The sequence below is a fragment of the Enterococcus sp. AZ091 genome, assembly GCF_051714805.1.
Classification (GTDB): domain Bacteria; phylum Bacillota; class Bacilli; order Lactobacillales; family Enterococcaceae; genus Enterococcus_D; species Enterococcus_D gallinarum.
The window spans coordinates 588314-612776 of record NZ_JBIOSO010000002.1; the positions used below are offsets into that span (position 1 = coordinate 588314).

Consider the following 24463-nt stretch of genomic DNA (forward strand, 5'->3'; position numbering starts at 1 on the left):
AAGAAATAGTAGTAATCTCTGAAACGGCAAGGTACACTAAGAGAGTCTAGAAAACTAAATTGGAAAAGAGAGTGATGTCGTGAAAAAAATTTGGCAAATCTTGTTAGGTACGTGTTTGATTGCGTTAGCAATTTCATTGCTGATCACTGCCCATCAGGGGTATGATACGATCAGTACATTTTTGCTGGGAATCTTGAATTATGTGTCTGTTCCGTTTTGGATCGCCAGTCTATGTTTTAATCTGGTCGTCTTATTGGTCGTAGCTATTTTCGATCGCCAGGAGCTTGGAATCGGCAGTTATATCAATGGGATCGGTCTTGGTTTGCTGATTGGGATTTTTGAGCCGGTTATGGATAAGATTTTTGTTCATTTGCCATTCTATTCTTGGTTGGCGATTTTCATCGCCCCCATCTTGTTCGGCGTTGGGGCAGGGATCTATGTCTCTTCAAATCAAGGATCAGCAGCATTAGAAGCACTAACTGCGCTGATTTATAAACGTACGAAGCTGACCCAAAAGACGATCCGGATCGGCTTGGATGCAGCGATGGTCTTGATTGGCTTTGGTTTGGGTGCCAATGTCGGTATCGGTACATTGCTCTGTATCATCTTTATTGGACCAATTTTTGAAGCCACAGTCAAAATGCTGGCAGCACATTCCAACTAATCTGCTGTCTCTGAAAAGCGCAAGTATAATCCTTTTCGGACAACTTATTCAAAATAAAAGAACTGTTGGACAGAATTAGTACAATGACCAAGGATCTTCAGCCAGTAGAGATCTTCAATCGTTGTGTTTCAAAAAAAAAACGATATTTCCAGATTGCTGAAATCGGCAGGGGAGATTCGTTTTTTTTTATGATACTAGCACTTATCACCACTAGCTTTATTGAGATCTGACTTGCAATACCAGTAGGGAGCATTTTCAACTGATAATACACCAAAAAAGAGAACATACTCTAGCAATTTGAATAGCATTTTCCATGGCGATTGTGAAAGTTCTCTTGCTATACTAAACAAATCTGGAGGAGGTAAAAATGAAAAATTATCAACGAACGATCATTGCTTGCTTTGCTGGTTATATTGTTCAAGCAATCATCAATAACTTTGCACCTTTATTATTTTTGACATTTCAAACACAGTATCAGATTCCGCTAAGTCAAATCACGCTTTTGGTTACATTTAATTTTCTAACGCAGCTGAGTGTGGACTTTGCAGCGATCTTTTTTGTCGATCGGATTGGTTATCGTATCTCGATTGTCGCGGCGCATTTTTTTGCGGCTGTAGGGTTGATTGGGTTGGCTGTTTTTCCACTTATCTTTCCGACCCCCTTTACCGGTTTATTGACGGCAGTCTTCCTCTATGCAATTGGTGGCGGACTTCTGGAAGTATTAGTGAGCCCAATCGTCGAAGCTTGTCCAACCCCGAATAAAGAAAAAACCATGAGTATGCTGCATTCGTTTTATTGTTGGGGATATGTTGGGGTCGTCTTAGTCTCAACACTCTTTTTCTTTGTCTTCGGTATTGCTCGTTGGCCATTTCTTACATTGATCTGGGCTATTTTGCCGCTGGTCAATTTGGTTGTTTTTACTCAAGTTCCATTAGCACCAATCGTAGCAGAAGGCGAAGTAGGACTGAAGAATCGTGAACTGTTCTCATTGAAAAGCTTTTGGCTGTTTCTAGTCATGATGGTCTGTGCCGGGGCAAGTGAACAATCAGTTAGTCAGTGGGCATCCACTTTTGCAGAACAAGGACTTGGTGTGTCCAAAACGGTCGGTGATCTTGCGGGACAAATGTTGTTTGCGATCATGATGGGACTTGCTCGTCTGTATTATGGGAAATTTGGCGAACGTATCGATCTACGGAAATTTATGTTTGCAAGCTTATTGCTATGCTTGGTGGCGTATTTGCTGATCGGGTTATCAAGTGTCCCAATTCTAGGCTTTATCGGTTGTGGATTGAGTGGATTTGCTGTCGGTATATTGTGGCCGGGAATTTTTAGTTTAACGACAAAATACATTCGTAATGGAGGTACAGCAATGTTTGCTTACCTAGCCTTAGCGGGTGATTTAGGTTGTTCATTGGGACCTTCATTGGTCGGTTTGTTGGCAGAAGGCAGCGACAAAGGTTTGCAGCAAGGAATTTTGGGAGCGGGGATCTTTCCTTTGATCTTGTTGCTTGCAGTTTTCTTAGTGAAACGAATGCACCAAAGGCGTACACAAGTTTTGGTTTCAACAGTAAATAAATAAGAGGGATAGCTGTTGAAAAGCAGCTGTTTTTTTGTGGTCCAAACGAATCACTCTAGCCAACAAAGCATCTATCCGCTATACTTTGATTTAGTCAAAAAAAGGAGCGTGAGTATTTGAAGAGTCAACTAAAGAAAGAAATCACTTTTTTCGGAGCACTTTCGACAGTCATGGGAACTGTGATTGGAGCCGGGGTGTTCTTTAAAGCGGCTGCAGTGGTCCAACATACGCAATCCTCTGGCTTAACATTGCTTGTGTGGTTGATTGCGGGCTGTTTGACGATCTGTGGCGGACTAACGGTAGCGGAGCTAGCAACAGCAATACCAGAAACTGGTGGTCCTATTCGCTACATTGAACGAATTTACGGGAAATTGCCTTCTTTCTTGCTAGGATGGGCTCAAAGCATTATTTATTTCCCTGCCAATATAGCAGCGTTGAGTATTATTTTTGCCACTCAGTGTTTGAATCTGTTTCATTTGCCCGCAAGTTATCTCTTGCCGCTATCGTTGATCACCGGTACCAGTGTTAGTTTGATCAATCTATTAGGGACAAAAACCGCCGCAGGCGTACAGTCATTTACATTATCAATCAAATTGATTCCCATCGCATTGATCGTTTTAGTGGGATTGATGACACCAGGACGAGTGTCAGTCTCGGTAATCAATTTTTCTACAACAAGTGATGGTTCGATCATCGCAGGAATCAGCAGTGCATTACTAGCGACTCTCTTCGCTTATGATGGTTGGTTAGGTGTTGGAAATATTGCTGGTGAAATGAAGCGGCCGGAAAAGGATCTTCCGAAAGCGATTATCTTTGGATTAAGTTTTGTAACCTTGGTTTAACTCCTGATCAATCTTGTTTTCTTGAAAACATTGCCCTTAGAACAGATTGCTGGAAACTTAAATAGTGCTTCAGAAACCGCATTGCAGTTATTTGGCGATTTTGGGGGCAAACTAGTGACGATTGGTATTTTGATTTCAGTTTATGGCGCACTCAATGGGTATACGATGACCGGATTGCGGGTGCCTTATGCCATGGCACTCGAGAATGAAGTTCCATTCAGTTCGACCTTTGTTAAATTGACAAATAAAACCAAGGCTCCTTATGCGGCGGTTTTTTTCCAATTAGCAATTGCGTGTTTAATGATGTTGTTAGGTAGTTTTGATCTCTTAACGGATATGTTGATTTTTGTGATGTGGTTTTTTAGTGTATTATTGTTTGTAGGTGTGATCTTGTTAAGAAAAAAAGCACCTGAACTCAATCGTCCATACAAGGTTCCGTTGTACCCGATCACACCGATCATTGCTCTTTTAGGGGGCGGATTCATTTTAATAATGACGATCCTTACGGCCCCTGTGCTTGCATTGATCGGTATTTTGATCACCTGTTTAGGGATTCCAGTCTTTTATTTCCAACAGAGAGGAGCAAAAAAATGAAAATTGTTGTTTTAGACGGCTATGCGTTGAATCCAGGAGATTTAGATTGGCAGCCATTAGCTGGATTAGGGGAAATCACGATTTATGATCGCACTTCCTATACAGATACGAAGGAGATCATTGAGCGAATCGGCAAAGCAACGGCTGTTTTTACGAACAAAACGCCCCTTACAAAGGAAATACTACAAACATGCCCTAACATCGATTATATCGGCGTGCTGGCAACTGGCTACAATGTTGTGGATTTACAAGCTGCAGCATCTCAAGGGATTACCGTCACAAATATTCCCAGCTATAGTACGAATTCAGTAGCGCAAGCTACATTTGCTTTATTACTTGAGGTAACGAATCAAGTAGGGCGGCACAACCAATCCGTCCATCAAGGAGATTGGCAAAACAGTCCCGATTTCTCTTATTGGCAAACGCCACTGACTGAAATTGCCAACAAGACGATCGGTTTGATCGGCTATGGTGCGATTGCTCAGGCAGTCGCTGAAATTGCTCATGCGTTTCAAATGAAGGTCATCTATTACAATCATCGACCAAAAACGCCGCAGGCTGAATGGGCAGAACAAGTTTCGTTGGAGAGACTCTTTCAACAAGCAGATGTGATCAGTCTCCATGTACCGCAATTTCCCGATACTGAAAGGATGATTGACGCCCGTGCATTGTCTCAAATGAAAAAGGATGTTATCTTGATCAACACTGCTCGCGGTGGATTACTAGATGAACAAGCGGTAGCAGAAGCGTTGTCAGCTGGACAAGTTGCTGCTCTGGCAGCTGATGTTGTTTCGAAAGAACCAATCACGGCTGACAATCCATTGTTGCATGCGCCTAACTGCTATTTGACGCCGCATATTGCGTGGGCACCATTAGAGACCCGGCAACGATTGCTAGCTATCGCTGTCTCAAATTATAAGCATTTCTTAGAGAATCAACCAGTCAACGTAGTATCTGAGTAGTGACGAGTATATTGCCGACAATTGGTACTCCAGGTTGATTCTTCATCACAAATTTTGAAAAAAACAGCGAATGCTGATTAGAAAGTTTTCTTTTAAAAAGTTTCCCTCAAAGGAGTGGAAACTTTTTTTGTTTGGTCACACTAAAAGTAACGGCGAATGAATAAAACGATCTGCTAGGGGCAAGGAAGTTGAAGGGACACTTTATTTTTTCTTATTGGATTTTATTTGTGTAAAAAATCCCTTGCATTCAACAGGAGAATCGGTATAATTGGAAATAAGTTAGGCATACCTAAAAAATAAATAAACGATACTTTAACATAAATGTAAAGGAGCGCAAACTAAGATCACATTTTCAAAAATTTCCGCCAGCTATGATGGGAAAAATCAAGCTGTCTCTGGAGTATCTTTCTGTGTTGATAAGCCGGCCATTGTAGGGATCATCGGACCGAATGGTGCGGGAAAATCTACCTTCATCAAAGCTGCACTGCAGCTGATCCCTTCTGAAGGACATGTCACATCGAATGGAATGGCACTCAATAAGTTCCAAAAAAAGATAGCCTACGTGGAACAAAAGACTGCAGTCGATTATACATTTCCGATTACAGTAAAAGAAGTGGTGTCATTAGGACTCTATCCGCAGCTTTCTCTGTTTCAACGAATAACGGCCAAAGATTGGCAGAAAGTCGCCGCTGCATTGGAGTCTGTCCAAATGGCTGACTTTGCTGAACGGCAGATCGGCGAACTATCTGGCGGTCAGTTCCAAAGAGTATTGATCGCTCGCACATTACTGCAAGAAGCGGAATTTATTTTTTTAGATGAACCATTTGTAGGAATCGATGCGATGAGTGAAGCAATTATTGTAGGACTTCTGCGTGAATTTCGCCAACAAGGAAAGAAAATTTTTATTGTTCATCATGATTTAGGCAAAGTGACTGAATACTTCGATGAACTAGTGATGATGAATCAGCATTTAATCGCATATGGTCCGACGACGACTGTTTTTACTGAAACAAATTTGAAAGAAACATTCGGCGATACGATCATCGTGAAAGGAGGGGCTTAAGATGATTAGTCAGTTTATTGATGGATTAGTTCATTACCATTTTCTGCAAAATGCCTTGATCACCGCCGTAGCGATCGGTGTTGTTGCAGGGGTGATTGGTTGTTTTATTATTTTGCGGGGAATGTCATTGATGGGAGATGCCATTTCTCACGCCGTACTTCCCGGAGTAGCATTATCCTATATTTTAGGGGTGAACTTTTTTGTCGGAGCAATTTTCTTTGGTGTTCTTGCATCGATCATTATCACCTATATTTCTAACAATAGTTTGATCAAAAGTGATACGGCGATCGGGATCACCTTCAGCTCCTTTTTAGCTTTGGGAGTTATCTTGATTGGCGTAGCTAACAGTTCTACGGATTTGTTTCATATCTTATTCGGAAATGTGCTCGCAGTCCAAGAGGGGGATAAATGGGTCACGATTGCGATTGCTTTACTGGTCATTGCACTGATTATGATCTTCTTTCGGCCATTGCTGATCACTTCTTTTGATCCGATGATGGCAAAAGCTTTTGGAATGAATGTACAGGTATATCATTACTTGTTGATGCTGCTTTTGACATTAGTTTCCGTTACTGCGATGCAAAGTGTCGGTACGATCTTGATTGTAGCTTTGCTGGTTACGCCAGCAGCAACTGCTTATTTATTTACAAAACGCCTTAGCCATATGATGGTGATTGCAGGGATTCTAGGCGGTGCTTCTTCTGTGATTGGGTTATTTATCGGTTATTCCTTTAATATTGCAGCCGGATCAAGCATTGTCCTCACTGCAGCTGTTTTGTTTGTCTTAGGATTTCTCTTTTCACCAAAACAACAAACGAGTCCTGCCAAACGCTGGCTGACCACGGCAATGGTTTCTGCTGCCGCTGTTGCAGGAGGATTCTTGATTTATCAGCAAGCAGAGCAGGCGGCAACCGTTGATGACAAATTAAATGTTGTAGTGACCAATTCGATTTTAGCAGATATGACCAAAAACATCGCCGGGGACAAAATCAATCTCCACAGCATCGTTCCTGTAGGGCGTGACCCTCATGAATATGAACCACTGTCAGAAGATGTCCAAAAAGCCACTGATGCAGACATTCTATTTTATAATGGCTTGAATTTAGAGACGGGCGGCAACGGCTGGTTTACTAAATTAATGAACAACGCCAACAAAAAAGCGGGTGAAGATTATTTTGCCGTCAGTGATGGCGTGGAAGTCCTGTATCTATCGGATGATGCTGATCATACAAAGGCAGATCCTCATGCATGGCTTAATTTGGAAAATGGGATGATCTATGCGCGAAATATCGCCCAACAATTGAGTAAGAAAGATCCTGCAAATCAGGGGGTCTATCAAGAAAACTTGGAACACTATCTGCAGCAGCTTTCCGAATTAGACCAACAAGCGAAAGATAATTTTGCTTCAATTCCTGAAGAAAAGAAATTGATCGTGACAAGTGAAGGCGCCTTTAAGTACTTTTCGAAGGCCTATGGTGTGCCATCCGCTTATATCTGGGAAATCAACACCGAAGAAGAAACGCCTGCTCAGATCAAGAATTTAGTCGACCAATTGCAAGCATCGGCAGTTCCTTCATTGTTTGTCGAGAGTAGCGTTAATACTCGCCCAATGCAAAGCGTGTCTCGGGATTCAGGTATTCCGATCTACGGCACTGTCTTTACAGACTCCATCGCTGAACCTGGACAAGATGGCGATAGTTATTATGCGATGATGAAGTGGAATTTGGAGACGATCTATAACGGATTACGCCAATAACGAAAACAAGCTCTTAAGTATCCTAACTATCCAAATGAAGATAGGAGGATCACTTAAGAGCTTGTTTTAGGCTACAGCATGTTTTTCGGCGGGCACGAGATGATAGTATGTGATTTCTGGCGGCACAGCAAAGCGCGCTGGAATCGCCGTGGTCCCCACACCATTGGACACACTTAGAAGTGTGTTCGCGGCCAAAAGATAGAGACCATCTGTGTATTTGAGGGCGCCTTTCGTTTTCGCACGATAAAAGGGCACACGAATCTGGCCTCCATGGCTGTGACCGGATAGAACGAGATCATAGTCACGAATGTTGTCTACTCGAGAGACATAGTCAGGTTCATGGATCAAGAGAATCTGCCATTCTGCTAAGGTTGGCTCGTAATGGTAGTGGGCGCTTTTGCTCGCACTATCGATCCCTACGATATTCATCGAGGTTTTCTCATCAGAACCAAATACAGATTCATTGTCCAACAAGGTGAAATTGGCGTTTTCATACACTTCATTCACAAAATATTGCCCATCATTCAAATGATCATGATTTCCTAACACAGCGATTTTCCCCATTGGCGCATTCAATTTCTTTAACTTTTCAATGAGGCGGCTGGTTGAACGGTGAGGCCACTTACGGTAATTGTCGATCAAGTCACCCGTGATGATGATCAAATCAGGTTTGTTTAAGATCGTGGAACGGATGATACGATTGATGCGTTGCGGTTTGAACCAACGAGAAAAGTGTAGATCACTGATATGTGCGACTACTACATTCTGTTCATTTTGATAAAGATCATAGGCTTTGGAAATATCAAGGACCGTTTGCTTTTCTTTTTTGATCAAATAATGCCGCTGTTTTAATCGGCGCGGCTCAATAATAAAGGCGTAAAAAAGCAAGCCCACAAGGAAGGAAAAGATAAAAATGAAGGTCAGCATAGCGGGTCTCCTTTTTTGTTTAGCTAACTAATAGCATAGTAGATTCACCCCAAAAAAGCAATCAAACAAAAGACATTCAGTAAAAATTTTTTTCCTTTTTTTTATTGATTTTCAAAAAATAAAAAAACAAATCCACTTTTTCCATTGTTTTTGTTTAACGATGAAAATATCCAGCTTAGATAACAAGAGCAGCAGTCAAGCACATCTTAAATAATAGGCGAAGGGCTCCTGCATTGCAGAAGCCCTTTGTAGGAAGTCTAAGTGTTCATAACCGCGTCCTTTTCCACTAGGCATGGATCTTAAATGTTGGCAAATCAGTTTCAATGTCAGCGTGGAATCAAGCTTTAGGTTCCGCAAAAATCATTTGTTTCGCAGTCGTTGTAATCGGCGTCCTTTCTTTGAAGGAATCAATGCAGTCAAACAATCATAAGGAGTGGTGATCAGTCGCCAAGCAACTGCTTTACTAGAGGCAAACTGATAATTTCGCTTAAACAAAAGATGCCCGCTGATCAAGGCAAAAATAACCGCTGCAATCATGATCCATTGATCATCGAATGTTGTAAAATGATGAATCGCTGTGATCAAGAAAGGGTAGCTGTAAAAGTACACGGCTGTAAAAATAAAGGTCAAGTTTCTTGTCAACTGCCTGAGAGTGAGCAGAAAGAAAAGCGCTGAAAGCAACAAACCAAGAGGAGGAAAGAGTGTCACTAGAAACGAATAGACAACTCCCCAGAGAATCATTCCAGGACCTTTGACTAGTGCTGCAATGACAAAAACAAATAAAAGAAATAAGAGCTGTTGGGTAAATGTGGCTACAGTCACTAAACTAAATAGAATCAGTAAGAACCAGTGAGAAAATGTCGCTGTTTGATCTTTGGCAATCGGCTTTTGCTGCAATTTAAGCCAGTTAGCAAAACTTGGGAAATCTTTTTGGAAGTTTTGTTGAAAATCCCCGTTAAATTGTTGATGAGCATTTTGCTGACGATAATAGTGATAGCGTTGCCGTAAAGTACATTTTGTAAATGGTTTTGATTTTTCCATCTTTTCACCTCCGAATCTGATGGATCATAGGTCTATTATAATCGACTGGCTTTTTTTCTCCCTCCACCTTTGGGCTGATTTTTCTTGATTGCTGAAAACTTTCTTTAGCAAATGAAAAAACAAGAAGGATTCGTTTCTTAAAGCCGCAAAATATGCTAGAGTATAGAGGAAACAAGGAGGAAGTTTTATGATTTTTGATTCACATACGCATTTAAATGCAGAACAATTTAATGAAGAGATTCCCGAAACGATTGCCAGAGCTCACGAGCTAGGAGTAACGAAAATGGCAGTTGTCGGATTTGATCAACCTACGATTGAAAAGTCATTGGCATTAAGTCAAGAATATGATGGGATATACAGTATCATTGGATGGCATCCAACAGAAGCGGGATCTTACACAAAAGAGATTGAGGCATTCATCCAAGAGCGCCTGACACAACCCAAAGTTGTAGCTTTAGGAGAAATTGGATTGGACTATCATTGGATGGAAGATCCAAAAGAGGTACAATCGGCTGTCTTTCGTCGGCAAATCGCGATCGCTAAAGAGATGCATTTACCTATCAGTATTCATACCCGAGAAGCGATCGAAGACACGTACCAGATTTTAAAAGAAGAAAAAATCACTGATATCGGCGGCATCATGCATAGTTTCAGTGGTGATGGCGAATGGGCAAAGCGCTTTTTGGATTTAGGTATGCACATTTCATTTAGTGGTGTAGTGACCTTCAAAAAGGCGTTGGATGTCCAAGAAGCTGCGCAAGTGGTTCCGATCGATCGTCTATTAGTGGAAACTGATGCACCTTATCTTGCACCAATGCCTTACCGAGGAAAACGCAATGAACCAGGGTATACCCGCTATGTAGTCGAAAAAATCGCGGAACTGCGTCAGATGTCTTTTGAGGAAGTCGCCAAGCAAACGTATATCAATGCTGAGAAGTTGTTCAACCTTTATGAAGGATAGATGGAGAATCGAAGAGATCATTGTCGTCGAAGGGAAAGACGATACGCGCCGATTGCAAGAAGTGTTTGATGTCGATACGATTGAAACGATCGGATCAGCGATTGACGAAACCATCTTAAGTCAAATTGAACATGCCCAAGAGACTCGTGGCGTGATCGTTTTTACAGACCCTGATTTTTCAGGTGAAAAAATTCGTAAAATCATAATGGAAGCTGTCCCGGCTGCCCAACATGCCTTTTTGCCTCGAGGCCAAGCTGCACCAAAGAAAAAGGGCAGTTTAGGAGTGGAACACGCTAGTGATGAAGCGCTTAGAGAAGCACTTCGCAAAGTCGTCACGCCAGTCAGTCAGCAAGATGAAGACGAGAGTGAGAAAATTTCTCGTCAAGTTTTAGCAAGCTATGGGCTGATTGCTGGTGAGCAAGCACGAGCAAAACGGGAAAAACTCGGAGATGTTTTACGAATCGGTTATACGAATGCCAAACAGTTGGAAAAACGTCTTGCCATGTTTCGTATTACTGAAACAGAATTGGCTGAAGCAATGAAGATAGTGGAGGAAGAATTGTGAAAGAACAAAGGGATATTGCAACCCCATCAAGAACGAAAGAAATATTAGCAAAACATGGCTTTACCTTCAAAAAGAGCCTGGGGCAGAATTTCTTGACTGAATCTAATATTTTGCGCAAAATCGTTGCGACTGCTGCAATCGATGATCAAACAAATGTGATAGAAGTCGGACCGGGGATCGGCGCTCTGACCGAGCAATTGGCGAAACATGCGCGTCAAGTCCTGGCTTTTGAGATTGATGACCGTTTGATTCCAGTTTTACAAGATACATTGGCTCCTTATTCGAACATTCAAGTGATTCATCAAGATGTTTTACAAGCAGACTTGTCTACAATGATCAGAGAAGCTTTTACCGATGAACGGCCAATCAAAGTCGTAGCGAATCTTCCTTACTATATTACGACGCCGATCATGATGCATTTCTTAGAATCACAGGCACCAATCCAAGAAATGGTTGTCATGATGCAAAAAGAAGTGGCTGACCGTATTTCAGCTGTTCCAGGAACGAAAGCGTATGGCTCTTTATCGATCGCTGTCCAATACTACATGGAAGCAGAGCTTGCTTTTATTGTCCCTAAGACGGTTTTTGTGCCCCAACCAAATGTGGATTCCGCAATCTTGAAGCTGACTCGTCGTGCAACTCCTGCGGTTGAAGTAACAGATGAAAAAGAATTCTTCAAGTTGACGAAGGCAGCCTTCCAATTACGACGGAAAACGTTGTGGAATAACCTGCAGAATTCCTATGGAAAAGATGAAAAAACGAAAGAATGGCTTAAAGCGAGTTTAGCTGCCAGTGAAATTGATCCAACTCGTCGCGGAGAGACATTGTCATTAGCAGAATTCGCACGTTTGAGCAATGAAATGCTGACGCACAAAAAGGGACTTGAAATAAATGAATAATGAAACAGCAGGGGCTGTGGCATAAGTGAGGCAACAAACTGAATATCTGAAGGAAAGGGGAAAGGACCTATTCCAACCGTATCGTTGGTTCAAGGGGCACTTTTAACAGCATTCGCTACCTTATCTCCTTCAGGTATTTTTGTCTGTTCATACTTAGGTCATCGTCCTGTTTTTTTGTGTCTTGACACCTTGGTGTTTTCAAGCTACAATGAGCGAGATAAATGTGTCAAGACACATTGAAGGAGGAATTATTCATGAAGAAACATTCAGTACGTCATTTAACGATTGCAGCACTTTTGATTGGTATGGGAATCGTTATTCCAATGGTGATGCCCAAGATCGTCATCGGGCCGGCTTCCTTTACTTTAGCTAGCCATGTGCCATTGTTTGTGGCGATGTTCTTTTCACCAGGGATGGCGATAGCAGTAGCTTTAGGTACCACATTTGGCTTTTTTATCACATTACCGCCGATCATTGCTTTGCGGGCATTGTCGCACGTTGTTTTTGCCGTGATCGGGGCATTTTATTTACAAAAAAATCCAAGTATTTTATTAAAGAACGGCAAGCCAACATTATTCAATGCTCGTTTTCAAGCCTTTAATCTTGTGATTGGCCTTATCCATTCTATTGTGGAAATGCTTGTTGTAGCTGTTTTCTATTTTACCGGCAATGTACCAGGCACCGCGTTTGATGGCAATTTTTACTACTTCTTGTTTGTCTTGATGGGTATCGGTGGCTTGATCCATAGTTTGATAGATTATAACTTAGCCTATTTTGTTGCCGGGGCACTAAGCAAACAGTTCGATATTCGTTCCTTTTCAAGCGCAAAAAAACTATTACTAGGAAAAAAGAAACAAGTCCTTTCTTAGAATTAGACAACAAATACAAAGCGTAATGGTAAATGCTAAGGGAACTTTCTCCATGTTCTCTTAGCTTCTTTTTATGCTCATTTAGGGATGGTCTAAATCATTGGATTCAACGCTTTGAGAAGCATTGTTTTCCTAAATTATGGTTCTAAAACATAAATTCTTTTCGTTCCTTTGACATTCAAGGTATAATAGTCAAAGAAGAAAGGAGTAAACTGATGAAAAAGAAAAGCATTCGTTTGCTTTTAGGTCTGCTCACCTTTAGTTTGTTCTTTATCTTGCTTTTCTATGATAAAGCTGGAGCAACTCCTTATGTGAAGAAGCAAGAACAAGCGGCACAATCGGTGACTTCGATATCAGGACTGGATCTGACTGCAGAAAAAGAAGAGCCCGTGATTCGATTAGATGTACCATTGGAAAGCCAATTTGATCCAGAATATTTAGGGAATGGCTGTGAAGTCACTGCTTTATCCATGCTGTTGAATTTCTACGGATATGATACAAATAAAAATGAGCTGGCTGCCAAATTAGACTATGTCCCTGTTTACGCAGATGAAACTCATCGAGGAGACCCACGAGAAGGTTTTGTAGGGAATATTTATGGCGGCGATGGAGCAATGGGGGTTGCGGTAGAACCAATCGCCAAAGTTGCGAGCCAGATGGTAGGGGCATCCTATCAAGTGGTAAGTGGTCGAGACAAATCTTTTGATGAGATTATTGAAGTTTTGGAGCAGGGCACGCCTATCTGGATGATTGCTACCCTTGAATTGCAAGTACCAACCAATGCTGATTTTTTTGAGTGGCCGACGCAATCGGGAATGATCTACGAAACTACATTGATCCATTCCGTTGTTATTACTGGAATAGATGGAGACAAAATGTATGTCAACGATCCTTATGGCTACAAGGATCGTGAAGTTTCACGAGATGATCTGCAAGAAATCTATGAACAAATGGATCAACAATATCTCTATCTTTCAGAGAAATAAGCCAAAGTCTTAAAAGCGGATTGACATTGAATGGAAGAACGATTATAATTCTTAGAAATTACAAATAGAGATGAAACGTTGAAGAGAAGAGTAAGCGCTACGTTGAAGGTACAGAGACTCCGGTTGGTGAAAAAGGAGACATGAGACAGGCGTTGAAGATGAGCTCTGAGTTTTTATTTGGTTCACGCCAAATAGACGGTATGCGCCCGATAACGCGCCAAGTATCATTGGTACTGTTGAGGTGCACGCCTGCAAAGGCAGCACGAATTAGGGTGGTAACACGAGTCAGTCGTCCCTTTTATCGTTAATGTAACGATAAAAGGGACGACTTTTTGCTGTGAATCACTGCGACTGACATGCAAAGCATGGCATGCAAGTCACACTGAACCAACCATGTTCAGAAGCAACGATAGGTGAAACCACGAGAAACGATAATGTAAGAAAAAGTAAATGTTCATAGGAGTCGATTGAAAAAGGAGTGAGAAGATGCCAATCATCATCCCCAAAGAATTACCGGCAGCAGCTATTTTGCAGCACAACATTTTTGCTTTACAACAAGAGCGAGCTATCAAACAAGAAATTCGCCCTTTGAAAATTGCGATCGTCAACTTGATGCCGCAAAAAATCACTACAGAAAATAAATTGTTGCAGCTTTTGTCCCAAAGTCCTTTGCAAATCGAAGTAACATTATTGAAAATGCAGCAACATGAAAGCAAAAATACTAGCTCGACTCATCTAGACAAGTTTTATGTCGCATTTAAGGCAGTCAGTGAGGAACGTTTCGATGCCTTGATCATTACAGGAGCACCAGTCGAAAAAATGCCTTTTGAAATGATTGATTATTGGCAGGAACTTCAGGAAGTCATGGCTTGGAGTCAAACAAATTGCACATCGGTATTGCATATCTGCTGGGGAGCACAAGCTGGGCTGTACTATCATTATGGTATCGAAAAAGTGCTTCATAAGCAAAAACTTTTTGGTATTTTTGAACAGCGAGTGATCGAGGCTCATCCGCTGATACGAGGATTTAATGATTCCTTCATGATGCCCCATTCTCGTTATACGGGGATCAATGAGGCGCAGCTGCCACTTGCACCTCTGAATGTGCTTGTTACAGGAATAGAGACCGGTCCAGCACTCTTAGTTTCCCATGACCATAAAAATAGTTTTCTTTTAGGGCATTTGGAATACTATACAGAAACGTTGAAAGAAGAATATTTGCGAGATAAAGCCAAAGGGCTCAAAACGGCACTCCCCAAAAATTATTTTTCCGACCAGCAAGGAACGGTCATCAATCGCTGGCGAGGGCATGCGTCCTTGTTTTTCAGTAACTGGATCCACGAAACCTACCAGCGCACGCCCTATGATTTACAGATTCTGCCAACGCGTACTGGTTATTATATAGGTAATGAATGGGAGGGCGGACATAGGCGGCAGTGACTTTAGTCAATGTTTTTTTCAGTGAAACAAAAGAGCGCTAGACAAAGAAGGTTGATCTGAAAAGCCCGCTAGTTTTAAATCAGTGACTGCTGTACTCATTTACTGCTACCCTCCCCTCCATCAATGGTCAGGTTTTCCACAGCGAATGATCAAAACAGCTCATTTTGCTTCATTGTTTCACAAAAGGCTATGATTGCTTCATTCTACTCATCAACGAACAATTTGACAGTTAAGGCAACTAGTTTCACTACTATCGTCAGAATCTTGCGACAACGACTTTATCCCGCTTCATTGAGCACACTAAACAAAGAAAGGAAAATACGATTATGACTGTTGATATGACGACTTTTTTAGCACAACTAGGCAATCGTTCGGATCAAGTGACGGGAGCTGTCAGTGCACCAATCTATCTCTCTACCACCTATGCGCATCCTGAATTAGGTCAAAGTACCGGTTATGATTATACACGTACCAAAAACCCGACGAGAGAGCTATTAGAATCCGGACTGGCTACCTTAGAAAATGGCGCTCGAGGAATCGTCACGAGCTCAGGTATGAGTGCGATCGCATTGATTTTTGAACTTTTCCCAAGCGGTAGTGAATTTCTCGTATCAAGAGATTTATATGGGGGTAGTTATCGTTTTTTTGAAGAGTTACAAGCGCGCCAGATTGCTTATTTTCATTATTTCAATACGCTAAACGAACTTGAAGAACAAATCAGTTCAACGATTGCGGCGGTCTTTTTAGAAACTCCGACAAATCCATTGATGACAGAAATCGATGTGTCTGCGGTCGCCGAGATCGCGCATCAAGTCAATGCTTTACTCATCGTTGACAATACTTTTTTGACACCATTGAGACAAAAACCGTTGGAACTAGGCGCAGACCTCGTTCTTCATTCTGGGACCAAGTTCCTGACAGGTCACAATGATATTTTGGCTGGTGTGATCATTGCAAAAGAAGTCTCCCTTGGTGAACGCTTGACCTATCTTGCCAATACCACTGGCCCAACTTTAAGCAGCTTCGACTGTTGGTTGTTCATTCGCAGTTTAAAAACGTTGCCGTTACGGTTTGAAAGACAAGAGCAAAACGCAAAAGAAATCGCTGCGTTTTTAAAACGCCAACCAGCAATCAAAGACGTACTGTATCCTGGTGTAGGAGGTATGATCAGTCTTCGGTTAAAGGAGGCAGTGAAAGTCCGTTCATTTTTGAAGGAACTCTCAATTTTTACATTTGCTGAAAGTTTGGGCGGAGTTGAAAGTCTCATCACTTATCCTACGACGCAGACACATGCAGATATCCCTAAAGAGTTACGGGAGTCCTATGGTTTGACGCCGGATCTCTTGCGGCTCTCTATTGGGATCGAGAATAGTCAGGACTTGATTGCGGATCTTACGCAGGCATTGTCTTACATCTAAAAAAACCCCTTTTTGCGAGTACTATAGAAAGATATAGCGCAAGGCTTTACTAGAGTTTCTTTATTGACAGTTTTTGGTGTATAAGATAAAGTTACACTACATATGAATAGTTAGTCCGATGATCAACTGACTACAGCAGAAAATGTAAAGTTGTAGTTAAGTACTAAGTATTCTATCCAGTCATTGCGTCTATTTGCGACAATCACAAGAAAGGGATCGTTGCTTCTGTAGGCTTCGCTCAAAGGGGGAAAAAGGGGAAGAAAAAAATGAAAATAAGCTGGAAAAAATGGGTTAGCGTATTTTTAGGCGTATTGGTTTTTGCTTTGGCAGGCTGCAGCAAACCTGCCTCAGAGGCAACTACAGTAAAGCTTGGGGTTGTTGGAGAGCAAAATGAAGCTTGGGAATATGTTCAGGAACAATTGTTGGAAAAAGAGCAAATCAATCTACAGCTCGTTAAATTTACTGATTATCGTCAGCCCATCCTGGCACTAGAGGACGGTTCGATTGATCTGCACGCAGCCTTGACAGAGATTTTTATGGATAATGTCAATCAGGAAAGCGGATATTCCAATACAACGATTGCTTATACCACACTCAATCCACTGGGGATTTATTCAGACAAAATCAAAGACATTGCTGAATTGGCTGATGGTGCTACTGTCGCGTTACCAAATGACGTTTCAAATGAGAGCCGCGCATTATTGTTGCTGCAGACGGCCGGGGTGATCACATTGGATCAATCAAAAGGTCTGTTGCCAACGACGAATGATATCACCGATAACCCGAAGCAGCTGACGTTCAAGTTGCTGGATGCCAATCAGACCGCGCGAGCAATAACGGATGTCGATATTTCATTGATTAACAATGGGATGGCTGTTGATGCCGGATTTGTGCCAACAGAAGATGCGATTTTCTTAGAGCCTGTCGCAGATTCGTCCAAACCTTATTACAATGTGATCGCGGCCCGAGCGGAGGAAAAAGAAAATCAGACGTATCAGACGATCATTGAGTATTATCAAACAGATGAAGTCAAAGAAATCATTGATAAAGTAACAAAAAAATCAAGTATACCTGTATGGTAAGAAAGTAGGAGAACGATGAAAAATTGGAAAAAAAGATTGATTGGGACAGCGATTATCAGTATAGGTTTATTCTTAGCTGCGTGCTCCTCATCCAGTACACAAGATTCAACAACAAAAACTTCAACTCAAGCAGGAGATAAAGACACGTTCACTTATGCGATCAGCGGTGATCCAACGTCAACGAATCCAATCAATACGAGTGACCGTTGGGGGCTGACTGTCACTAACATGATCTATTCTCCTTTAGTGATTGTTGAAGCGGATGGAACAACCCAAAATGCACTAGCAGATTCCGTTGAGCCAGCTGAGGATGGCTTGTCCTTGACGGTTCATTTGAAAAAAGATGTGAAATGGTCAGATGGCGAAGCCTTTACCGCAGAGGATGTTGTTTTTACTTATGAACAAAAAGTGAAAAAAGAAAACGGCAATGCAGATGCGTTATGGGTAGATGGAAAACCGGTCAGCATTGAAAAAGTTGATGATTATACAGTGAAGTTTGTGTTACCTTCTGCAAGTGCAGCAGCATTAAATAATATCGCAACTGAAACGTATATCATTCCTGAACATATTTATAAAGATGTGACTGATTTTTCTGTTAGCGAATTGCCTGAAACCCCCGTAGGAACAGGGCCTTACAAATTAAAGGAATACAAGCGCGGCGAATATTTTACTTTTGAAGCCAATGAAAACTATTACGGCGGCGAAGCAGCAATCAAAAATGTGACGTTGCGGATCATTGAAAGTACTGATACGGCTAAAGTCGCTTTACAAAAAGGCGAAGTAGATGCGGCAGTTGTCTTGCCTTCTGATATTGAAGATTTGGATGAATCAATGATCTCAGTATATCCGTATACTGAAAATCGGGTTGGTTATCTAGGATTGAATACTCATTCTGATGCCCTCAAAGATGTCAAAGTAAGACAAGCGGTTCTTTATGCTTTGAACAAAAATGAAATGAATCAGGCAGCGTATTTGAGTGATGAATATTATGATACGCCATATTCTTTCTTGCCACCGAACAATCCTTACGCGACCGAAGACGTGGAAAAATATGAAACAAATGTGGAAAAAGCCAAAGAACTTTTGCAAGAAGCGGGTGTATCCAATCTCCAACTGAATCTAGCATTTACTTCAACGGATCCTGCACAAACGATTCAGGCAACATTGATTCAACAACAATTACAGCAAGCAGGTATCAACGTTTCATTGGAAGGCGGCGATGGAACAGCGATCTTTACAGAATTGAAAAAAGCCGGTTCGACAAAATACAATTTATTTTTAGGCGGCTATATCATGGGAAATGACCCAGATCTTTATGGTATGCTTTTCAAAACGGATGGCAGCTCAAATTATTTCCAAACACAGAACAAAACTACCGATGATTTGTTTGCTAAAGCAGCGGTTGAGTTAGATGAAACAAAACGGAAAGAGTTATATGACCAGCTGCAACAAGCCATTGCCGATGATGCTCGAATCTATCCTATCGTAGATAATAAAAAGATTTTAGCCGTCAACAATCGCATTGCCAATGTAGAAGAAGCTGGCTTGATTCCAATCTACACATTTGAAGATATGTCAAAATTGACGATCAAGTAACATGAATGGTTGTGACAGAAGTCAAAGAAAGACGGAAAACATAGACGGATTCGCCTTCTTTAAAGTTGGCGGATCTGCACCAAGAAGTTGGGCTGTGCCCTAAGTAACATCCAGATGAAAATGCCTGAAATGGTTGAGATAGAGGTAGACGCTGAAGGTACAACCGCTCTTGTATGACAGGAGCCATCTCAAGTTTCTTCGGATATCAGTTGGATGAAATACTTAGGTTCTTGCTCCTCTGGTGCATGCGATTTGTTATCTGTCTAGCTGCCTTCTGTCATGATTTTTTTTGAGAGAAAGAAGGGAAACCATGTTCCGATATATTATGAAGCGAGTATTGCAGGCTATTCCTCTGCTATTCGTTATTTCATTCATCGTTTTTTCACTGATTCATATCGCACCTTATGATGTGATCGATTCAATCACAACGCCAAATATGACACAAGAGCAAATTGATCTGTTGCGGCAACGCTATGGATTGGATCAACCATTTCTAGTGCAATACTTTCTATGGATCAAAAACATCCTTACAGGGAACTTGGGATTTTCATTAGTATCCCAGAACAGTATCGCTCAAGAATTAGCGGTCAGAATCCCTAATACGATTCGACTGGTTCTGCCAGCGTATCTGACTGCATTGTTGTTAGCAATTTTACTCGGACTGTTGGCGGCAGCAAACAAGGGAAAAGTATGGGATCGTCTGATCGACGGTATTGCTTCTTTAGGAATCGCGGTGCCTACATTCTGGTTTGCAATGATTTTGATTTATCTTTTTGGGTATCGGCTGAATCTGTTTCCTATCATTGGGATGTATACTGTTGGAAAAGAAGGAGATTTCAACGATTTTCTGCAACATTTTATTTTGCCTTATGCAACACTGACGGTCGCTTTTTTCCCAGAATTAACTCGGTACATTCGCGCCTCAGCTACGCAACAAGTATCAGAAGATTATGTCGTTGTACAGCAGGCATTTCACGCTACGAAATGGCAGATTTTTAGCCGTCATATCAGTCGCAATGTGTTGATCCCGATCGTGACGCAAATTGGTTTGGCACTGCCAATGCTGGTCACAGGAGCAATCATTACAGAAACCATCTATGGCTGGCCAGGGGTCGGTCCTTATTTGATGAGTGCTACGAAAAGTTTGGACTATCCCGTGATCATGGCAATCATGTTGCTGTCAGCGACCTTAGTTATTTTAGGCAATCTATTGGCGGATGTTCTTTATTCGATTGTTGATCCAAGAATACGTAAAGGAGGGAATCGTTCATGAAACGATTGAAGAAAATCAGAAAGGCGATTTTCTCTTCTCCAGTTTACGCCTTTTCTTTTATCTTTTTGACGTTGCTGATTTTGTTGTCATTAGCGGCACCTTTGATTCCAATCGATCCGAATGCGACGGATGTCAGCAATATGTCCCAAGCACCTAGCTGGGCCCATCTGTTCGGAACGGATGAAGTTGGACGAGACTATTTCATTCGAGTTGTCTACGGCGGTCGGGTCTCGTTATTAGTGGGAGTACTAGCGATGATTACAGCGACATTGATCGGCACGATGGTCGGTTTAGCTGCTGGATACTTTGGTGGTTGGGTGGACAGTCTTTTGATGCGTCTTGTTGATGTCTTGTCTTCCATTCCTTGGTTGGTATTAGTGATTGTTTTAAGTGTCTTTCTGCGTCCGGGATTGACGACGATCATTATTGTAATTGGCGGCTTTTCGTGGATGAATATCGCTCGTCTGATTCGGGGAGAAACACTTGCTGCGAAAGAAAGAGAATATGTTGTCTATGGTAAGTTTATTGGTCGGACATCCTTTAGTATTATTTTCCGCCATATTTTTCCAGCAGTTTTACCTACGCTGATCGTGGCAGCTTCTGCCAGCATCTCAGGAGCGATCATGACAGAATCTGCGTTGAGTTTTTTGGGAATGGGAATCCAACAGCCAATGGCTTCTTGGGGGAGTTTGCTGCAAAATGCCCAAAGCAGTTTGCAACGAGCCCCTTATATGGCAATTCTGCCCGGCTTATTCGTGATCTTTACCATCTATTCATTTAATAATCTGGGGGACATGATCAAACGTGTCTTGCAGCGGGAGGTGTAGCAAGCATGACAGAGCCATTACTGACGGTGAAAAACTTAAATGTGTTTTTTCATAGAAAACAAGGAAATCAGCAGCTGCTGAAAGAAATCGACCTAGTCATTCCTAAAGGACAAGTCGTGGGGATCGTCGGTGAATCAGGCAGTGGCAAGAGTATGACGATGAAAAGCGTGATGGGGATCTTACCAGAAAATATCTCCGACTCCTTTGACTCGTTTGTTTTTGAAGGCCAACCAGTTGTTGATCGCAGCAAATTACCGCTAGCCATGATTTTTCAAGATCCAATGACATCATTGAACCCTTTGCGAACCATCGGGTATCACTTGATTGAAGTCATTCGCAGACATCAGAAAATGTCAAAAAAAGCTGCGCAAACAATTGCCATTGCAGAGTTGAACAAGGTAGGGATCCCCCTTCCTGAACAGCGGATGAAGCAGTATCCCCATGAATTATCAGGGGGGATGCGGCAGCGGGTCATGATCGCTATGGCACTGTTGGCACAGCCGAAGTTGCTGATTGCAGATGAACCAACGACTGCATTAGATGTAACGATTCAAGCTCAGATCTTGGCATTGATCAAGCAATTGCAGCGAGCAGAGAACCTTTCGGTCGTTCTGGTGACCCATGATTTTGGGGTTGTCGCTGGCATGTGTGATTTTATCAAGGTGATGTACCAAGGAAGAGTGGTAGAGGAAGGAACTACTGAAGAAATTTTCTATCAACCTCAGCATCTCTATACGAAGCAACTGCTCGAGGCCGCCCACTTAGGGGATAAAGAAGAAACAGTTGTCTTTGACTATCAGGAAGAACTTCCTGATGTGTTACACGTTCAGGAAATCTCTGAGACGCATCGTGTTTGGGAAGGAGGGGCAAGCAATTGAAGGAATTGATACGAGTCGAAGAGGCCAGCAAAACGTTTCGAAGCAAAAACTGGCGTGGGGTAGTGACAGAAGTGCGCGCAGTAGAGAATGTTAGTTTGACGATCCATCGGGGCGAAACTCTAGGCCTTGTAGGAGAATCAGGCAGTGGTAAAACAACATTAGGCCGTAGTATTTTGAATCTGGAAACTTTATCTGCAGGCAAAGTCTTTTTTGAGGGACAAGAGCTGGCAAGTTTGTCACCAGAGGAACAAAAGAAACGCTATCAGCAGATGCAAGTAATTTTTCAAGATCCTTATTCTGCGTTGAATCCACGAATGACTGCTTTGGAGTTAGTGATGGAGCCTTTACTGAAAGAAACGAAAGACGCTGCACGAGCAAAGGCTAAAGAGATACTTGCGATCGTTGGAATCAAAGGAGAGGACATCCATAAATTTCCTCGGAATTTCAGTGGTGGACAACGTCAACGGATCGGGATTGCTCGAGCAGTCGTTAATCGACCAGCCTTTGTCTTGTGTGATGAACCAACTTCTGCATTAGATGTGTCGATTCAAGCGCAGATCATTCAATTACTTCTAAAGCTGCAAAAAGAATTTTCATTGTCCTATTTATTTATTTCCCATGATTTGTCCGTGATCCGTCATATCAGTGACCGCACCGCAGTCATGTATCAAGGAAAATTGGTTGAATTGGCGCCAACAAAACGACTCTTTGAAAGCCCTCAGCATCCTTATACAAAGAAACTATTGGCAGCAGCACCAATCGCTGATCCAATTCTGGCTCGAGCAGCAATGGATCAGAAAGACATCCAAGAAACGATCACTTTAAGTCCTCTTTTTGAATGGATAGAAGTAGAAAAAGAACATTATGTAAGGAGAGAAAAAAATGACAGTTGAAACCTTAACACTGGTTCAAGGAAAAGATAAATTAGAATTACCACAGCAAAATGGCAACTGGGTCTTGGCTCGAGAACTAGGATACTCACCGGTTCAGATACTTGTAACTGCAGCCGCAGCTTGTGGCGGTTATGTGTATACTTCTGTTTTGGAAAATTCTCATGTGCCTGCTGAGATTGAAAAAATCGAAGTCAGTTATACGAGAGATTCTACGAAGAAAGCAGAGCCGATCTCTTCGATCCAGATCGATTTTTATGCGCGGATTTCAGCGGAATATCAAGAAAAAGCCATTCGCTGTCTCAAACTCGTTTCTCCGAATTGTCCAGTCATCCAATCATTAGAGCCAACGATCACGGTAGCAGAAACAGTTCATTTCATTTAATTCAAACAACACAAAACACGTTAAACAAAAAGGCAGCTAGTCAAAAGAAATTCGACTAGCTGCCTTTTTTAATAAATAATATTTTCGCGAATTGACCCGATATCTAAAACCAATAGTTTCCGGTCTTGAGTCTTGATAGCACCGCTTTCTCTCAACCGCTGCATCATTCGATTGACACTACTTGCTGAAGTGATACCGCAAAAGCGGGCGATTTCCTCATTGGTTACCTCAAAATCAATCAAGGTTCCTTCACCCACTGGTACCCCAAAGGTTTCGTATAATTCATTCAATTGTGTACAGACCGCACCAAATTTGCCATTCATCAGCATTTGCTGCATTTTTTTCATGGAGTACATTAGATTTTTGCGATAGTACTCTTTGACATAATCTTGTAACGCCCGATTTTGATTGACATCTGTCCAGAATTGATCGCGCACGATCTTATATAATTCGGCTTCTTCTGACTCGACACGCACATTGAAGGGCGCTTCGACTTCTTGTGAAGATTCATCTTTAAAAAGAGAAACAATATCGAAATCATTCATATAGCGCAAATTGAATTCACGCCCCTCATGAGTGACGACACTTGTCTTGATGATCCCTTTTTTCAAAATATAGACATAACGATCAGGGATTCCTTCATACGTCAAATAACTTCTTTTTTTACGTATGACTACTGGAATATTATTTTGTTCTAAATAGTCCATTAATAGCTGTTTTACCAAACAAAGCACTCCTCTTATTCCTATAGTGTTTCCTTTTCAATGAACAGTCACATTCGCCAAATCTGGGTGAATATTCTTTTTTAATTAAAGAACATTCTAACTCAAAAAGCAATAACAAATGTTAATGTATTATGTTTTTGCGTTTTTTCAGCAACAAAAGCGAATTTGCGCTCTTGAAATATCAGGTATAGTTAGACCTGTCATCTGAGAAAGAGGATGATGAAACAAAGAAACAATAAAAAAG

The 24463-nt window shown here is 41.7% G+C and carries 22 protein-coding genes and 1 pseudogene; 20 read left to right on the plus strand and 3 right to left on the minus strand.

Annotated features, from left to right (window positions below):
• Positions 1-79 precede the first annotated feature (79 nt).
• The 6 genes and pseudogenes from IGJ28_RS15205 to IGJ28_RS15230 all read left to right on the plus strand — a co-directional run bounded on the left by IGJ28_RS15205 (position 80) and on the right by IGJ28_RS15230 (position 7457).
• Entirely contained in the window at positions 80-664 is a 585-nt protein-coding gene (locus IGJ28_RS15205) for a YitT family protein (RefSeq protein WP_170081272.1), read from the plus strand.
• 367 nt (positions 665-1031) lie between these two features.
• Complete coding sequence (locus IGJ28_RS15210; RefSeq protein ID WP_438845472.1) at positions 1032-2243, plus strand: MFS transporter; 1212 nt, start codon at positions 1032-1034, stop codon at positions 2241-2243.
• Between the two features lie 113 nt (positions 2244-2356).
• Positions 2357-3676 (plus strand): annotated as a pseudogene (locus tag IGJ28_RS15215) (APC family permease).
• Complete coding sequence (locus IGJ28_RS15220; protein WP_252711474.1) at positions 3673-4638, plus strand: D-2-hydroxyacid dehydrogenase; 966 nt, start codon at positions 3673-3675, stop codon at positions 4636-4638. The pseudogene IGJ28_RS15215 and the gene IGJ28_RS15220 overlap by 4 nt, the downstream one beginning before the upstream one ends.
• A gap of 343 nt (positions 4639-4981) precedes the next feature.
• On the plus strand, positions 4982-5701 hold the full coding sequence (locus IGJ28_RS15225; protein WP_252711782.1) for a metal ABC transporter ATP-binding protein: 720 nt from the start codon (positions 4982-4984) through the stop codon (positions 5699-5701).
• A gap of 1 nt (position 5702) precedes the next feature.
• Complete coding sequence (locus IGJ28_RS15230) at positions 5703-7457, plus strand: metal ABC transporter solute-binding protein, Zn/Mn family (protein WP_301554792.1); 1755 nt, start codon at positions 5703-5705, stop codon at positions 7455-7457.
• A 66-nt stretch (positions 7458-7523) separates the two neighbouring features.
• Here IGJ28_RS15230 and IGJ28_RS15235 read toward each other — a convergent pair whose 3' ends face one another.
• Both IGJ28_RS15235 and IGJ28_RS15240 read right to left on the minus strand, forming a co-directional pair.
• Positions 7524-8384: a metallophosphoesterase gene (locus tag IGJ28_RS15235; RefSeq protein ID WP_005470881.1), complete on the minus strand. Its 861-nt coding sequence runs from the start codon at positions 8382-8384 to the stop codon at positions 7524-7526.
• A gap of 360 nt (positions 8385-8744) precedes the next feature.
• Complete coding sequence (locus IGJ28_RS15240) at positions 8745-9425, minus strand: hypothetical protein (RefSeq protein WP_252711473.1); 681 nt, start codon at positions 9423-9425, stop codon at positions 8745-8747.
• 187 nt (positions 9426-9612) lie between these two features.
• Between IGJ28_RS15240 and IGJ28_RS15245 the strand changes: the two genes are divergently transcribed.
• The 14 genes from IGJ28_RS15245 (at position 9613) to IGJ28_RS15310 (ending at position 23494) form a co-directional block, all read left to right on the plus strand.
• Positions 9613-10386: a TatD family hydrolase gene (locus IGJ28_RS15245; RefSeq protein ID WP_081131481.1), complete on the plus strand. Its 774-nt coding sequence runs from the start codon at positions 9613-9615 to the stop codon at positions 10384-10386.
• Complete coding sequence (gene rnmV, locus IGJ28_RS15250) at positions 10376-10951, plus strand: ribonuclease M5 (protein WP_113849481.1); 576 nt, start codon at positions 10376-10378, stop codon at positions 10949-10951. The genes IGJ28_RS15245 and rnmV overlap by 11 nt, the downstream gene beginning before the upstream one ends.
• A complete protein-coding gene (gene rsmA / locus IGJ28_RS15255) occupies positions 10948-11850 on the plus strand; it encodes a 16S rRNA (adenine(1518)-N(6)/adenine(1519)-N(6))-dimethyltransferase RsmA (protein WP_252711472.1) in 903 nt (300 codons plus the stop codon). Before rnmV ends, rsmA begins: the two co-directional genes overlap by 4 nt.
• A gap of 254 nt (positions 11851-12104) precedes the next feature.
• Positions 12105-12719, plus strand: a complete 615-nt coding sequence (locus IGJ28_RS15260) for a hypothetical protein (protein ID WP_003125974.1) — start codon at positions 12105-12107, stop codon at positions 12717-12719.
• Positions 12720-12934: 215 nt separating this feature from the next.
• Positions 12935-13705, plus strand: a complete 771-nt coding sequence (locus IGJ28_RS15265) for a C39 family peptidase (protein ID WP_371823123.1) — start codon at positions 12935-12937, stop codon at positions 13703-13705.
• 486 nt (positions 13706-14191) lie between these two features.
• Positions 14192-15145 (plus strand): homoserine O-succinyltransferase, encoded by a 954-nt coding sequence (locus tag IGJ28_RS15270; RefSeq protein WP_252711471.1) that lies wholly within the window; start codon positions 14192-14194, stop codon positions 15143-15145.
• Between the two features lie 326 nt (positions 15146-15471).
• Complete coding sequence (locus IGJ28_RS15275; protein WP_252711470.1) at positions 15472-16563, plus strand: aminotransferase class I/II-fold pyridoxal phosphate-dependent enzyme; 1092 nt, start codon at positions 15472-15474, stop codon at positions 16561-16563.
• A gap of 266 nt (positions 16564-16829) precedes the next feature.
• A complete protein-coding gene (locus tag IGJ28_RS15280) occupies positions 16830-17645 on the plus strand; it encodes a MetQ/NlpA family ABC transporter substrate-binding protein (RefSeq protein ID WP_103299481.1) in 816 nt (271 codons plus the stop codon).
• Positions 17646-17660: 15 nt separating this feature from the next.
• Positions 17661-19241 (plus strand): ABC transporter substrate-binding protein, encoded by a 1581-nt coding sequence (locus tag IGJ28_RS15285; protein ID WP_438845474.1) that lies wholly within the window; start codon positions 17661-17663, stop codon positions 19239-19241.
• Positions 19242-19551: 310 nt separating this feature from the next.
• Positions 19552-20514 (plus strand): ABC transporter permease, encoded by a 963-nt coding sequence (locus IGJ28_RS15290; protein WP_005470889.1) that lies wholly within the window; start codon positions 19552-19554, stop codon positions 20512-20514.
• Positions 20511-21341 (plus strand): ABC transporter permease, encoded by an 831-nt coding sequence (locus IGJ28_RS15295; RefSeq protein WP_003125985.1) that lies wholly within the window; start codon positions 20511-20513, stop codon positions 21339-21341. Before IGJ28_RS15290 ends, IGJ28_RS15295 begins: the two co-directional genes overlap by 4 nt.
• Positions 21342-21346: 5 nt before the next feature.
• Positions 21347-22219: an ABC transporter ATP-binding protein gene (locus IGJ28_RS15300; protein ID WP_252711469.1), complete on the plus strand. Its 873-nt coding sequence runs from the start codon at positions 21347-21349 to the stop codon at positions 22217-22219.
• Positions 22216-23112: an ATP-binding cassette domain-containing protein gene (locus IGJ28_RS15305; RefSeq protein WP_103299487.1), complete on the plus strand. Its 897-nt coding sequence runs from the start codon at positions 22216-22218 to the stop codon at positions 23110-23112. Before IGJ28_RS15300 ends, IGJ28_RS15305 begins: the two co-directional genes overlap by 4 nt.
• Positions 23102-23494: an OsmC family protein gene (locus IGJ28_RS15310; protein WP_252711468.1), complete on the plus strand. Its 393-nt coding sequence runs from the start codon at positions 23102-23104 to the stop codon at positions 23492-23494. Before IGJ28_RS15305 ends, IGJ28_RS15310 begins: the two co-directional genes overlap by 11 nt.
• A gap of 68 nt (positions 23495-23562) precedes the next feature.
• On the opposite strand, the gene IGJ28_RS15315 is transcribed toward IGJ28_RS15310, so the two are convergent.
• Positions 23563-24219 (minus strand): Crp/Fnr family transcriptional regulator, encoded by a 657-nt coding sequence (locus IGJ28_RS15315; RefSeq protein WP_003125990.1) that lies wholly within the window; start codon positions 24217-24219, stop codon positions 23563-23565.
• Between the last annotated feature and the right edge of the window lie 244 nt (positions 24220-24463).

Bases quoted from the DNA above. Each gene is read 5' to 3' on its own strand.
- IGJ28_RS15235 (WP_005470881.1), bottom strand. From the start codon at position 8,384: ATGCTGACCTTCATTTTTATCTTTTCCTTCCTTGTGGGCTTGCTTTTT.
- IGJ28_RS15295 (WP_003125985.1), top strand. From the start codon at position 20,511: ATGAAACGATTGAAGAAAATCAGAAAGGCGATTTTCTCTTCTCCAGTT.
- IGJ28_RS15290 (WP_005470889.1), top strand. From the start codon at position 19,552: ATGTTCCGATATATTATGAAGCGAGTATTGCAGGCTATTCCTCTGCTA.
- IGJ28_RS15210 (WP_438845472.1), top strand. From the start codon at position 1,032: ATGAAAAATTATCAACGAACGATCATTGCTTGCTTTGCTGGTTATATT.
- IGJ28_RS15275 (WP_252711470.1), top strand. From the start codon at position 15,472: ATGACTGTTGATATGACGACTTTTTTAGCACAACTAGGCAATCGTTCG.
- IGJ28_RS15270 (WP_252711471.1), top strand. From the start codon at position 14,192: ATGCCAATCATCATCCCCAAAGAATTACCGGCAGCAGCTATTTTGCAG.
- IGJ28_RS15265 (WP_371823123.1), top strand. From the start codon at position 12,935: ATGAAAAAGAAAAGCATTCGTTTGCTTTTAGGTCTGCTCACCTTTAGT.
- IGJ28_RS15230 (WP_301554792.1), top strand. From the start codon at position 5,703: ATGATTAGTCAGTTTATTGATGGATTAGTTCATTACCATTTTCTGCAA.
- IGJ28_RS15310 (WP_252711468.1), top strand. From the start codon at position 23,102: ATGACAGTTGAAACCTTAACACTGGTTCAAGGAAAAGATAAATTAGAA.
- IGJ28_RS15280 (WP_103299481.1), top strand. From the start codon at position 16,830: ATGAAAATAAGCTGGAAAAAATGGGTTAGCGTATTTTTAGGCGTATTG.
- IGJ28_RS15260 (WP_003125974.1), top strand. From the start codon at position 12,105: ATGAAGAAACATTCAGTACGTCATTTAACGATTGCAGCACTTTTGATT.
- IGJ28_RS15240 (WP_252711473.1), bottom strand. From the start codon at position 9,425: ATGGAAAAATCAAAACCATTTACAAAATGTACTTTACGGCAACGCTAT.
- IGJ28_RS15300 (WP_252711469.1), top strand. From the start codon at position 21,347: ATGACAGAGCCATTACTGACGGTGAAAAACTTAAATGTGTTTTTTCAT.
- IGJ28_RS15220 (WP_252711474.1), top strand. From the start codon at position 3,673: ATGAAAATTGTTGTTTTAGACGGCTATGCGTTGAATCCAGGAGATTTA.
- IGJ28_RS15245 (WP_081131481.1), top strand. From the start codon at position 9,613: ATGATTTTTGATTCACATACGCATTTAAATGCAGAACAATTTAATGAA.
- IGJ28_RS15285 (WP_438845474.1), top strand. From the start codon at position 17,661: ATGAAAAATTGGAAAAAAAGATTGATTGGGACAGCGATTATCAGTATA.
- rnmV (WP_113849481.1), top strand. From the start codon at position 10,376: ATGAAGGATAGATGGAGAATCGAAGAGATCATTGTCGTCGAAGGGAAA.